At 67.4% G+C, this 12,476-nt stretch carries 11 protein-coding genes; 10 read left to right on the top strand and 1 reads right to left on the bottom strand.

Going from position 1 to position 12,476, the window contains the following annotated elements; all coding sequences use genetic code 11:
• Window positions 1-178: 178 nt before the first annotated feature.
• The 10 genes from ACGFIF_RS29585 to ACGFIF_RS29630 all read left to right on the top strand — a co-directional run bounded on the left by ACGFIF_RS29585 (window position 179) and on the right by ACGFIF_RS29630 (window position 12,005).
• On the top strand, window positions 179-1,171 hold the full coding sequence (locus ACGFIF_RS29585; protein ID WP_393158971.1) for an ABC transporter permease: 993 nt from the start codon (window positions 179-181) through the stop codon (window positions 1,169-1,171).
• Between the two features lie 56 nt (window positions 1,172-1,227).
• Complete coding sequence (locus tag ACGFIF_RS29590) at window positions 1,228-3,000, top strand: ABC transporter substrate-binding protein (protein WP_393158972.1); 1,773 nt, start codon at window positions 1,228-1,230, stop codon at window positions 2,998-3,000.
• Window positions 3,001-3,096: 96 nt separating this feature from the next.
• Complete coding sequence (locus tag ACGFIF_RS29595; protein WP_393158974.1) at window positions 3,097-4,110, top strand: ABC transporter permease; 1,014 nt, start codon at window positions 3,097-3,099, stop codon at window positions 4,108-4,110.
• Between the two features lie 44 nt (window positions 4,111-4,154).
• Window positions 4,155-5,183, top strand: coding sequence for an ABC transporter ATP-binding protein (locus tag ACGFIF_RS29600; RefSeq protein WP_393159019.1), 1,029 nt, complete (start codon window positions 4,155-4,157; stop codon window positions 5,181-5,183).
• 14 nt (window positions 5,184-5,197) lie between these two features.
• Complete coding sequence (locus ACGFIF_RS29605; protein WP_393158976.1) at window positions 5,198-6,283, top strand: ABC transporter ATP-binding protein; 1,086 nt, start codon at window positions 5,198-5,200, stop codon at window positions 6,281-6,283.
• 55 nt (window positions 6,284-6,338) lie between these two features.
• The gene (locus ACGFIF_RS29610) at window positions 6,339-6,959 is read left to right on the top strand and encodes a VOC family protein (protein ID WP_393158977.1); all 621 of its coding nucleotides are present in this window, start codon (window positions 6,339-6,341) and stop codon (window positions 6,957-6,959) included.
• 134 nt (window positions 6,960-7,093) lie between these two features.
• A complete protein-coding gene (locus ACGFIF_RS29615; protein WP_393158978.1) occupies window positions 7,094-7,930 on the top strand; it encodes an MIP/aquaporin family protein in 837 nt (278 codons plus the stop codon).
• Window positions 7,931-7,969: 39 nt separating this feature from the next.
• On the top strand, window positions 7,970-9,487 hold the full coding sequence (glpK, locus tag ACGFIF_RS29620; RefSeq protein WP_393158979.1) for a glycerol kinase GlpK: 1,518 nt from the start codon (window positions 7,970-7,972) through the stop codon (window positions 9,485-9,487).
• A 33-nt stretch (window positions 9,488-9,520) separates the two neighbouring features.
• Window positions 9,521-11,233: a glycerol-3-phosphate dehydrogenase/oxidase gene (locus ACGFIF_RS29625; RefSeq protein ID WP_393158980.1), complete on the top strand. Its 1,713-nt coding sequence runs from the start codon at window positions 9,521-9,523 to the stop codon at window positions 11,231-11,233.
• 61 nt (window positions 11,234-11,294) lie between these two features.
• Window positions 11,295-12,005 (top strand): hypothetical protein, encoded by a 711-nt coding sequence (locus ACGFIF_RS29630; protein WP_393158982.1) that lies wholly within the window; start codon window positions 11,295-11,297, stop codon window positions 12,003-12,005.
• On the opposite strand, the gene ACGFIF_RS29635 is transcribed toward ACGFIF_RS29630, so the two are convergent.
• Entirely contained in the window at window positions 11,923-12,426 is a 504-nt protein-coding gene (locus ACGFIF_RS29635) for a winged helix-turn-helix transcriptional regulator (protein WP_393158984.1), read from the bottom strand. The genes ACGFIF_RS29630 and ACGFIF_RS29635 overlap by 83 nt on opposite strands.
• Between the last annotated feature and the right edge of the window lie 50 nt (window positions 12,427-12,476).

The raw sequence follows: 12,476 nt of genomic DNA on the forward strand, positions 1-12,476 counted from the left end.
TACCGCGCCGTGGTTTACTGCCGAATGTCCACGATACGGGACGATTTCCTGACGGTCACGATCGGGCAACGCAGCACTTTCCGCGTTTGACTCCGGCGTGTAATGGCGGCAGGTTAAGGCGGCAGCCATACCGGATTTCGTTCCGGTTCAACCGAATGAGTCAGGGGGAACCCACCGCGTGACAGCGCCACTCGAGGTCGAGCCGGGTTCGTCGGCAGCTGAGCCGGAGGCCGTGCTCGCAGGTGTCCGCAAGATCGAAGGCCGGTCGCTGTGGCAGATCTCCTGGATCCGGCTGAAGCGCGACAAGGTCGCGATCGCCGGCGGGGTCTTCGTGGTCTTCCTGATCCTGGTCGCGATCTTCGCACCGCTGATCTGCAAGCTCGTCGGCGTCACGCCGAACGACTTTCACCAGGACCTGGTCGACCCGTCGCTGCAGACGCCGATCGGGAAGTGGAACGGGATCAGCTGGGACCACCCGTTCGGGGTCGAGCCGGTGAACGGCCGCGACATCTTCGCCCGAATCGTGTACGGCGCGCGGATCTCGCTGCTGATCGCGTTCCTGGCCACCCTGCTGTCGGTCGTCATCGGCACCGTGGCGGGGATCGTCGCCGGGTACTTCGGCGGCTGGGTGGACACGCTGATCAGCCGCTTGATGGACATCTTCCTGGCCTTCCCGCTGGTGCTGTTCGCGCTGGCGCTGGTCGGTGCGTTGCCGGACAAGATGTTCGGACTGAGCGGTAACGCGCTGCGGGTGGCGCTGATCGTCTTCATCATCGGCTTCTTCAGCTGGCCCTACATCGGCCGGATCATCCGCGGTCAGACGCTGTCACTGCGGGAGCGGGAGTTCGTCGACGCCGCCCGCAGCCTCGGCGCCCGGCGCCCGTACATCCTGTTCACCGAGCTGCTGCCGAACCTGATCGCGCCGATCCTGGTGTACGCGACGCTGCTGATCCCGACCAACGTGCTGTTCGAGGCGGGTCTGTCGTACCTGGGCGTAGGTGTGCGGCCGCCGGCCGCCAGCTGGGGCGACATGCTGTCGATCGCGGCGAACTGGTATCAGGTCGAGCCGCTCTACATGGTTCCGCCCGGGTTGGCCATCTTCATCACGGTGCTGGCCTTCAACCTGTTCGGCGACGGGCTACGGGACGCCCTCGACCCCCGCTCGCGATAGGTCTTCTCTCCAACCAGGGAGCCCTGGCTCTCACAAAAAAAGGGGTGCAACAACAGATGAGATGGAATCGCATCACGACGGCTACAGCCGTCAGTGCGGCCGTCGCCTTGAGCCTGGTGGCTTGCGGGGGCGGTGACAGCGGCTCCGGAGATTCGGGCGGCGGCACGGGTACGACGACTGCCGAGTTCGACGCGGCCGTCAAGGGCATCTACAGCCCGAGCGACAAAAAGGGTGGCACGCTCCGGATGGCCATCACCGAGAACTGGGACTCCCAGGATCCCGGTGACACGTACTACGGCCTGTCCTGGAACCTGGTGCGCAACTATGTCCGGCCGCTGATGGTGTTCAAGTCCGCACCCGGCAAGGAGGGCGCGGAGGTCGTTCCGGACCTCGCCGAGGCCGCCGGTGTGCCGAGCAACGACGCGAAGACGTGGACCTACAAGATCCGCAAGGGCGTCAAGTTCGAGGACGGCACCGAGGTCAAGGCCAAGGACGTCAAGTACGCCGTGGCCCGGTCCCTGGACAAGGCGACCCTGCCGAGCGGTCCGACGTACTTCAACGACTTCCTGCTGGACGTGCCGGCGGGTTACAGCGTCTACAAGGACCCGACGATGGCCGGCCTCGCCAAGGCGATCCAGACGCCGGACGACTACACCATCGTCTTCAACCTGAACAAGCCGTTCTCCGGCTTCGACTACTTCGCCCAGCTGCCGGCCACCGCACCGGTTCCGCAGGCGAAGGACACCGGTGCGAAGTACAAGCTGCACCCGATCTCGACCGGCCCCTACAAGTTCGAGAGCAACGACCCGAACAAGGGCATGGCGCTGGTCCGCAACGATCAGTACGACCCGGCCACCGACCCGAACTCGGGCCGCAAGGCGCTGCCGGACAAGATCACCGTCGCGTTCAACGTGAACGGCCCCGACATCGACAACCGGCTGCAGGCCGGTGACCTCGACGTCGACATCGCCGGAACCGGTGTGCTGGCCGAGACCCAGGCCAAGATCCTGGCGAACCCGCAGCTGAAGTCGCACGCCGACAACGTTCCGGCCCCGCGACTGAACTTCACCGTGTTCAACAGCGAGGTCAAGCCGCTGGACAACATCGACTGCCGCAAGGCGATCCTGTACGCCGCCGACCACGAGGGTTACCAGCGCGCGTACGGCGGCCCGATCGGTGGCGACATCGCCACGAACCTGATGCCGCCGCTCGTCACCGGCTCGCAGAAGTTCGACGACTACGGCTTCGAGCAGGACAAGAACGGTAACGTCGACAAGGCGAAGGAAGCCCTCACGGCGTGCGGTATGCCGACCGGCTTCAGCACCAACATCGCCTACCGGGCGGACCGGCCGAAGGAGAAGGCGGTCGCGGAGTCGCTGCAGCAGTCGCTGAAGCGGGTCGGCATCAACCTGACCCCGAAGGGCTTCCCGACCGGTGACTACACCAAGCTGTACGCCGGCAAGCCGGACTACGCCAAGGCCAACGGCCTGGGCATGATCGTCTACAGCTGGGGTGCTGACTGGCCGGACGGCTTCGGCTTCCTGAGCCAGATCGTGGACAGCCGCGTCATCCGGGCCACCGGTGGTAACACCAACCTGGGTGTCCGGATCCCCGAGGTCGACCAGCTGATCGACCAGGCGCTGAAGGAGACCGACAAGGCGGCCCGCGAGAAGCTCTGGGTCGACGTCGACAAGAAGGTCATGGAGCAGGCCGCCGTACTGCCGGGCATCTGGGCCAAGGGCCTGCTGTACCGTCCGGACACTCTGGCCAACGTGTACGTGAGCGACAGTCAGAACATGTACGACTACGCCGGTATCGGCCTGAAGTAGTCGTCCGCCGTCCTGACCAACAATCACCAGCAGAGGTAGGTGAAGGCTGAGGGTGGCCGGTGATCGCAGGATCACCGGCCACCCACGCCGAGCACGGTGTTCGCATATCTGGTCCGCCGGGTGATCGGAGCAGTGGTTCTGCTCTTCATCGTCACGGCCGTCACGTTCTCGATCTTCTTCATGGTCCCCAAGCTCGCCGGCGCGTCCGCCGACGACCTTGCGTCCCGCTACGTCGGCAAGAGTGCGGGCGCGGAGCAGATCCATGAGACCGCAGTCAGGCTCGGCTTCACCGACCCCCTCTACGTGCAGTACGGCCGCTTCGTGAAGGGCCTGTTCGTCGGGCAGGAGTACAACTACGGCCCGGCGACCGAGCACTGCCCGGCGCCCTGCTTCGGCTACTCGTTCCTGAACCAGCAGCCGGTCTGGCCGGATCTGGTCGACCGACTACCGGTGACCGCGTCGCTGGCCTTCGGCGCGGCCGTCATCTGGCTCATCACCGGCGTCGGCACCGGTATCGTCTCGGCGCTCAAACGCGGGTCGGTGTTGGACCGATCACTCATGTCAGTGGCGCTGGCCGGTGTGTCGCTGCCGATCTTCTTCACCGGCCTGCTGTCGCTGTCGATCTTCAGTTACGCCCTCGGGTGGACCGCGCAGGGCGGTACGAACCCGATGGACGCGTCGAACCCACTCGAGTGGGCCTACGACCTGATCCTCCCGTGGACGACGCTCGCGTTCCTGTACGCCGCGGCGTACGCACGGCTCACCCGGGCCGGCATGCTCGAGACGATGAACGAGGACTTCGTCCGTACCGCCCGGTCCAAGGGACTGGCCGAGCGGGACGTGGTGATGAGACACGGCCTGCGGTCCGCGCTGACGCCGATCCTGACCATCTTCGGTCTCGACCTGGGACTGTTGCTGGGCGGTGCGATCCTGACCGAGACGACGTTCTCGCTGCCGGGCATCGGCCAGTACGCCGTCATCGCGCTGCGGGCGAACGACCTGCCCAAGGTGCTCGGCGTGACACTCATCGCCGCGTTCTTCATCGTGCTGGCGAACCTGATCGTCGATCTCCTGTACGCCGTCGTCGACCCGAGAGTGCGGATCTCGTGACCGAACCCCAAGACATCCAGGAGCGGCAGGACACCGTCCAGCGGATCGATCGCGGCGAGGCTTTCCTCGACGTCCGCGACCTCAAGGTGCACTTCCCGACCGACGACGGCGTGGTGAAGTCGGTCGACGGGATCTCGTTCAAGCTCGAGCGCGGCAGGACCCTCGGCATCGTGGGGGAGTCCGGCTCCGGCAAGAGTGTGACGAGCCTGTCGATCATGGGCCTGCACCCACCGGGCGTGGCCAAGATCTCCGGTGAGATCTTCCTCGACGGGCAGGACCTGATCTCGTCCAGCCGGGAGGAGGTGCGCCGGCTGCGCGGCAAGCGGATGGCGATGATCTTCCAGGACCCGCTGTCGGCGATGCACCCGTTCTACACCGTCGGGCACCAGATCATCGAGGCATACCGGGTGCACAACCAGGTGAGCAAGCAGGTCGCGCGCAAGCACGCGATCGAGATGCTCGACCGGGTCGGCATCCCGCAGCCGGACAAGCGCGTGGACGCCTACCCGCACCAGTTCTCCGGCGGGATGCGGCAGCGCGCGATGATCGCGATGGCGCTGTCCTGCGACCCCGACCTGCTGATCGCGGACGAGCCGACCACCGCGCTCGACGTGACCGTGCAGGCGCAGATCCTGGACCTGATCCGGGACCTGCAGCGCGAGTTCAACTCCGCCGTCATCATCATCACCCACGACCTCGGCGTGGTCGCCGAACTGGCCGACGACATCCAGGTGATGTACGCCGGTCGTGCCATCGAGTACTCGTCCGCGGAGGGCATCTTCGACCGGCCGCAGCACCCGTACACCTGGGGTCTGCTCGGGTCGATGCCGCGGATCGACCGGGAGCGCAGCGACCGGCTGATCCCGATCAAGGGCACGCCGCCGAGCCTGATCCACGTGCCGCAGGGCTGCGCGTTCAACCCGCGCTGCAACTACGCACACCTGAACGGCGGCGCCAGCGAGACCGAGTCGCCCGAGTTGCTGGACATCGGCGACGGCCACCTGGTCGCGTGCCACCTCTCCCCGGAAGAGCGCAAGAAAGCGTGGGAGACCGACATCAAGCCGAAGCTGTGAACGGGACGACGACTGTGACAACTGCGAACACCGATTCCACCGCCGTCCCGGGGGTTGTCGAGCCCAAGCTCGGCGAGGAACTTCTCTCGGTCACCAACCTGGTGAAGCACTTCCCGATCCGCAAGGGCCTGCTGCAGCGCCAGACCGGCGCCGTCCAGGCTGTTGACGGGCTGACCTTCCACGTGACCCGCGGCGAGACGTTGTCGCTGGTGGGGGAGTCCGGCTGCGGCAAGACGACCACCGGTCGGCTGCTCACCCGGCTGCTGGAACCGACCGAGGGCCAGATCGTCTTCGAGGGCCGGGACATCAGCCACCTCAGCGAGGGCAAGATGCGTCCGCTGCGGCGTGACGTCCAGATGATCTTCCAGGACCCGTACGGTTCGCTGAACCCGCGGCACACGGTCGGCAAGATCGTCGGGGCGCCGTACAAGCTGCAGAACGTGAAGACCGAGCAGGGCACGAAGAAGTCCGTGCAGGAACTGCTCGAGCTGGTCGGCCTGAGCCCGGAGCACTACAACCGCTACCCGCACGAGTTCTCCGGCGGTCAGCGGCAGCGGATCGGTATCGCCCGGACGCTCGCGCTCCGGCCGAAGCTGATCGTCGCCGACGAGCCGGTGTCCGCGCTGGACGTGTCGATCCAGGCGCAGGTAGTCAACCTGCTCGAGGACCTGCAGAGCGAGTTCGACCTGACCTACGTGATGATCGCTCACGACCTGTCCGTCGTCCGGCACGTCTCGGACCGGGTCGCGGTGATGTACCTGGGCAAGATCGTCGAGCTGGCCGAGCGGGTCGACCTGTACGAGAACCCGATGCACCCGTACACGGTGGCGCTGCTCTCGGCGGTCCCGGTTCCGGACACCAAGCGCAAGGCCAAGCAGGACCGCATCCGGCTGCAGGGCGACGTCCCCAGCCCGATCAACCCGCCGCCCGCCTGCCGCTTCCACACCCGCTGCTGGAAGGCCCAGGACATCTGCAAGACCACCGAGCCACCCCTCCTGCAGCTGGCCCCCGGCCACCAGACCGCCTGCCACTTCCCGGAGAACCAACCCTCCGACAAGCCAGTCGCTCCGGCCCCGAGCCCAGACACCGACCCCAGCTGACCCGATCGCGCCCACTGTCCCCGACAGTTGGGTGCGGCGTTCTAGGGTCGGGCGTATGGCTTCGATGCTGGATCATCTTGTCATTGCCACTCGGGACCTCGCGGCGGCTGTGGAGCGGTTCGCTGTCGCGACCGGGGTGGAGCCGGTTGAGGGTGGGCGGCATGACGGGCGGGGGACCCGGAACTATCTGGTGGGGTTGGGGCCCTCGTCGTACCTCGAGATCATCGGGCCGGATGTGGAGCGGCCGGGGTCCGGGCCGGCGCCGTTCGGGATCGACGAGCTCGAGGGGGACCGGTTGCTCACCTGGGCGGTCCGGCCGGACGACATCGAGGCCGCGGTGGCCGTGGCCAAGGCAGCGGGGGCGGATCTCGGGCCGATCCTGCCGATGAGCCGGACCACGCCGGCGGGCGAGGTGCTGAGCTGGCGGCTGGCGACGAGGCATCCGGCGCCGTACGACGGGATCGTGCCGTTCCTGATCGACTGGGGGACGAGCCGGCATCCGGCCGGGTCGGGACTGCCGTCGGTCGAGTTGCTCGGGTTCGGGGCGACGTACCCTCGGCCTGACCGGGTTTCCGCCGTCCTGGAGGCGCTGGAGGTCGCCCTGCCGGTGGCTTCCGGAGAGCCTGGACTGCACGCCACGGTCGGCGGGCCGGGTGGTATCTACTCGCTGTCGTGAGCTCACTGAGTGTCGCAGCCGGGAGCGGGTTGAGTGGCGTTCGACAATGTCGAACGACGAGCGTTGTGCCGCCTCGCGATCGCTCTTAGATTCCAGCCAGCCGTGGTCGTCACGGCGTGGAAGGGAGGCTAGGCATGGCTACGACCGAAGCGGTCAAAGCAAGAACCCTCCTGGGGGAGTGCTCCGCCGAGTTCGCCGGCACGTTCATCCTGATCCTGTTCGGTGTGGGCGTGGTGGCTCAAGTGGTGGCCGGGGGGATCGGAGATCACGACTCGATCGCATGGGCCTGGGGTATCGGTGTGACCATGGGCGTCTACGTGTCGGCCCGGGTCAGCGGTGCCCACATCAATCCCGCGGTGACCATCGCGCTGGCGGCCTTCCGCGGGTTCGCCTGGCGGAAGGTGCTGCCCTACATCGGTGCACAGTTCCTCGGTGCGTTCGCGGCGGCGCTGGTGGTCCGCTGGAACTACTCCGAGGTCCTGCAGAAGTTCGACCCCGGCCTGACCATCAAGAGTCAGGGCGTGTTCTCCACCCTGCCGGGCAACGGCTCGGTGGAGCTCGGGGTCGGCATGTGGGGCGGATTCCTGGACCAGATCATCGGTACGGCGATCCTCATGATGGTCATCCTGGCCATCGTCGACCTGCGTAACACCGCTCCCATGGCGAACCTCGGCCCGTTCATGATCGGCCTGCTGGTCGTCGGGATCGGGATGGCCTGGGGAACTCTGGCGGGGTACGCGATCAACCCGGCGCGTGACTTCGGGCCGCGGCTCGCGTCCTACCTGACCGGATACGGGGGAGCATTCAAGGACCAGTTCGGCGATCCCTATTTCTGGGTCCCGATCGTGGGACCGATCATCGGGGCGCTCATCGGCGCGTTGCTCTACGACCTGCTCGTCGGCCGGAACCTGCCGGTCGGTGACGAGGACGAGGAGCCGGGCCGGGTCCCCGAGGAGGAGACGACAGCATGATCCACCGCACCACAGCGCAGTGTGAGGAGAGGACTTTCCATGGCTGACTTCGTTGGTGCCGTCGACCAGGGCACCACGAGCACCCGCTTCATGATCTTCGACCACTCCGGCAACGAGGTGGGCATCCACCAGTTGGAGCACGAACAGATCCTGCCGCAGGCCGGCTGGGTCGAGCACAACCCGGTGGAGATCTGGGAGCGGACCAGTTCGGTGATCCGGACCGCGATGAACTCCGAGGGTCTGCAGGCCAGTGACCTGGCGGCGCTCGGCATCACCAACCAGCGCGAGACGGCGGTGGTCTGGAACCGCAAGACCGGGCGGCCGTACTACAACGCGATCGTCTGGCAGGACACCCGGACCGACCGGATCGCGTCCGCCCTCGAACGCGAGGGCAAGGGTGACGTGATCCGGCAGAAGGCCGGCCTGCCGCCGGCGACGTACTTCTCGGCCGGCAAGGTGCAGTGGATCCTGGAGAACGTCGACGGGGTCCGTGCGGCGGCCGAAGCCGGTGACGCCGTCTTCGGCAACACCGACACCTGGCTGCTGTGGAACCTGACCGGTGGCGTGGACGGTGGTGTGCACGTCACCGACGTGACGAACGCCAGCCGGACGATGCTGATGAACCTGGAGACGCTCGACTGGGACGACGAGCTGATCTCGTTCTTCAACATCCCGCGGCAGATGCTGCCGGAGATCCGGCCGTCGTCGGACCCGAACAAGTACGGCGAGACGCTGGCCAACGGACCGATCGGCGGCGTGGTGCCGCTGACCGGCGACCTCGGCGACCAGCAGGCCGCGACCGTCGGTCAGGTCTGCTTCAACCCGGGCGAGGCCAAGAACACCTACGGCACCGGCAACTTCATGCTGCTGAACACCGGTACCGAGCTGGTCCGGTCGAAGGCCGGCCTGCTCAGCACCATGTGCTACAAGTTCGGCGACGAGGCGCCGGTCTACGCGCTCGAGGGTTCGATCGCGGTGACCGGTTCGGCGGTCCAGTGGCTGCGGGACCAGCTCGGCATCATCTCCGGTGCGAGCGAGACCGAGACGCTGGCCCGGCAGGTCGCGGACAACGGCGGGGTGTACTTCGTGCCCGCGTTCTCCGGCCTGTTCGCGCCGTACTGGCGGTCCGACGCCCGCGGCGCGATCGTCGGGTTGTCCCGGTTCAACACCAACGCTCACCTGGCCCGCGCAACACTGGAAGCGATCTGCTACCAGAGCAAGGACGTCGCCGACGCGATGGAGAAGGACTCCGGGGTCAAGCTCGAGGTCCTCAAGGTGGACGGTGGTGTCACCGCGAACGAGCTCTGCATGCAGATGCAGGCCGACATCCTCGGCGTCTCGGTGAGCAAGCCGGTCGTCGCGGAGACCACCGCACTGGGGGCGGCGTACGCGGCCGGCCTGGCCGTCGGGTTCTGGAAGAACAAGGACGAGCTGGTGCAGAACTGGAACGAGGCCAAGCGGTGGGAGCCGCAGTGGAACGACGAGCAGCGGGCCCAGGGGTACGCCGGGTGGCAGAAGGCCGTCCAGCGGACCCTCGACTGGGTCGACGTCGAATAGTTGACGAGTAACGAGTTCGGAAGGAAAGACACAGTGGGCGCAGTGGCTCTGTCACCGCAAGCGAGGACCGAGGCCATCGACGCGATGGCCGACGGACGGGAACTGGACGTCCTGGTGATCGGTGGCGGGGTGGTCGGCACCGGCTCGGCCCTCGACGCCGCGACCCGGGGCCTGACCACCGGACTGCTGGAGGCGCGCGACTTCGCGAGCGGCACCTCCAGCCGGTCCAGCAAGTTGATGCACGGTGGTCTGCGCTACCTGGAGATGCTCGACTTCCGATTGGTGCACGAGGCGTTGCAGGAGCGCGGGCTGCTCCTGCAACGCCTGGCACCACACCTGGTGAAGCCGGTGCCGTTCCTCTACCCGCTCCAGCACCGCTGGTGGGAGCGGTTCTACGCCGGCGCCGGTGTCGCCCTGTACGACGGCATGGCGGTCAGCTCCGGGCACGGCGCCGGACTCCCGATCCACCGGCACCTGACCCGGCGCGGCGCGATGCGGCTGGTGCCGAGCCTGAAGAAGTCGGCCCTGGTCGGCGCGATCCAGTACTACGACGCTCAGGTCGACGACGCCCGGCACACGATGGAGCTCGCCCGGACGGCGGCGTCGTACGGCGCTCATGTCGCGAACCGGGTCAAGGTCACCGGTTTCCTGCGGCAGGGCGAGCGGGTGACCGGGGTGCAGGCGAAGGACCTCGAGAGCGGTCGGGAGTTCGAGGTCCGGGCCAAGCAGGTCGTCAACGCGACCGGGGTGTGGACCGACGACACCCAGGCGATGGTGGGCGAGCGGGGTCAGTACCACGTCCGCGCGTCGAAGGGGATCCACCTCGTCGTCCCGAAGGACCGGATCCAGTCCAGCACCGGGATGATCCTGCGGACCGAGAAGTCCGTGCTGTTCATCATCCCGTGGGGCCGGCACTGGCTGATCGGCACCACGGACACCGAATGGAACCTGGACAAGGCGCACCCGGCCGCGACCAGCAAGGACATCGAGTACCTGTTGGACCACGTCAACGCGGTCCTGACCACTCCGCTGACCCGTGAGGACGTCGAGGGCGTGTTCGCCGGTCTGCGCCCGCTGCTGGCCGGCGAGTCGGAGAGTACGTCGAAGCTGTCCCGCGAGCACGTCGTCGCGCACGCCGCGCCGGGGCTCGTGGTGGTTGCCGGTGGCAAGTACACGACGTACCGGGTGATGGCCAAGGACGCGATCGACGCGGTCGCCAACGCGCTCGACGGGCGGGTGCCGAAGTGCACCACCGAGGACATCCCGCTGGTCGGCGCCGACGGCTATCACGCGCTCTGGAACCAGCGGCACCTGATCGCCCAGCGCTCCGGCCTGCACGTCGCCCGGATCGAGCACCTGCTGAACCGGTACGGCGCGCTGATCCACGAAGTCCTGCAACTCGTCGAGGAGGACCCGTCGCTGGGTGAGCAACTGCCCGGCACCCAGGACTACCTGAAGGCCGAGATCGTGTACGGCGCCAAGGCCGAGGGTGCTCGCCATCTCGACGACATCCTGGCCCGCCGGACCCGGATCTCGATCGAGGCCTGGGACCGCGGGGTCGGCGCCGCCGAGGCCGCGGCGCGACTGGTGGCCCCGATCCTCGGCTGGAACGAGGCGACGATCGAGCGCGAGGTGTCCTTCTACGTTCGCCGGGTCCAGTCCGAGCGTGACTCGCAGGACCAGCCCGACGACGAGTCCGCCGACAAGGTCCGGCTGGCGGCCCCCGACATCGTGTCCCCGGCCTGACCTCTGGACGCTCGAGTCCTCCCGTGGCTTACTCGGAAGTGGGTGAGCCAGGGGAGGACAGATGGGGGCGGAAGCAACAAACGGGCAGTGGCGGACGATGTCCGTCGCGACCGGGATCGCCGGCCTGGCGGGCTTCGTCCTGGTGGCCGTCAGTCAGGCGCTCGTGCAGGCAGGTGGGGGCGAGCCGGCGTTCGATGCGCCCGGCCAGGAGATCCTGGGCTTCTTCGAGACTCGGAACGACACGCTCTACCCGATCGGCTCGTACCTCGGGCTGATCGCCACACTGGCGCTGTTGTGGTTCTTCGCCGGGTTCTGGGCGGTGCTCCGGGCCGCCGAAGGCACACCGCCCTGGCGCTCGGTCGTGGCACTCGGGTCGGGCCTTGCCTTCCTGATCCTGGTGATGCGGCCTGGTTGGGATCTCGCCGGCTTCCGGGGCGACGAGGGCCTGGATCCGCAGATCGCCCGGCTCGCGTACGACGACGGTAACCTCGGCTTCGCGAACGCGTGGCTCGCGCTGGCCAGCTTCCTCTTCGCCGCGGGCTGGATCATCGTCTCGTCGCGCGCCTTGCCGGTCTGGCTCGGCTGGGTGGCCCTGGTGGCCGCTGTCGGATTCCTCGTCGGCCGCGCGTTCTGGACGGGCCCGATCTGGCTGATCCCGTACGCGCTCTACTGGCTGTGGACCCTCGTGATCAGTGTTCAGCTGTTGCGAGGACGGTGGCGACCAGCGCCGTCCCAGGGGCAGTTCGACCGCCTGGGCCGGGGGATGGAGTGACGTCTGCGGCGTCGAGTGGCCCGCCGCATTCCGAGCAGCAGACAGTTGCCGTGGTCACCTTTCCGCAGGTGTCGTGGGTGAAGCGGATCGGCTGACCCGCCGGCGGGGTCGCGTGCCGGTCGCCCCAGGCGGTGAGGGCGAGCAGGATCGGCACCAGCTCGCGGCCGGCCTCGGTCAGCTCGTAGGCATACCGGACCGGATTCTCCTGGTACGGCGTCCGCGCGACGAGCCCGCCGTCCATCAGCGTGCCAAGCCGATCGGTGAGCAGATTGCGGGAGATCCCGAGATCGGTGACGAGCTGGTCGAACCGGTCGAGGCCGAGATACAGGTCACGCAGCACGAGCGGGGTCCACCAGTCGCCGATGATCTCCAGCGACTGGGCGAGTGAGCAGTGCATCGAGGCGAAGCTGGTGTTCCGCATGTCACCATCGTAGTCAGTTGCGTCATTGAACTCACTATCCCTAGGGTGGA

This window comes from Kribbella sp. NPDC049174 (assembly GCF_043197365.1).
GTDB lineage: Bacteria > Actinomycetota > Actinomycetes > Propionibacteriales > Kribbellaceae > Kribbella.

Coding starts and splice junctions, on each gene's coding strand:
- ACGFIF_RS29615 (WP_393158978.1), top strand. CDS start 7,094: ATGGCTACGACCGAAGCGGTCAAAGCAAGAACCCTCCTGGGGGAGTGC.
- ACGFIF_RS29590 (WP_393158972.1), top strand. CDS start 1,228: ATGAGATGGAATCGCATCACGACGGCTACAGCCGTCAGTGCGGCCGTC.
- glpK (WP_393158979.1), top strand. CDS start 7,970: ATGGCTGACTTCGTTGGTGCCGTCGACCAGGGCACCACGAGCACCCGC.
- ACGFIF_RS29630 (WP_393158982.1), top strand. CDS start 11,295: ATGGGGGCGGAAGCAACAAACGGGCAGTGGCGGACGATGTCCGTCGCG.
- ACGFIF_RS29610 (WP_393158977.1), top strand. CDS start 6,339: ATGGCTTCGATGCTGGATCATCTTGTCATTGCCACTCGGGACCTCGCG.
- ACGFIF_RS29635 (WP_393158984.1), bottom strand. CDS start 12,426: ATGCGGAACACCAGCTTCGCCTCGATGCACTGCTCACTCGCCCAGTCG.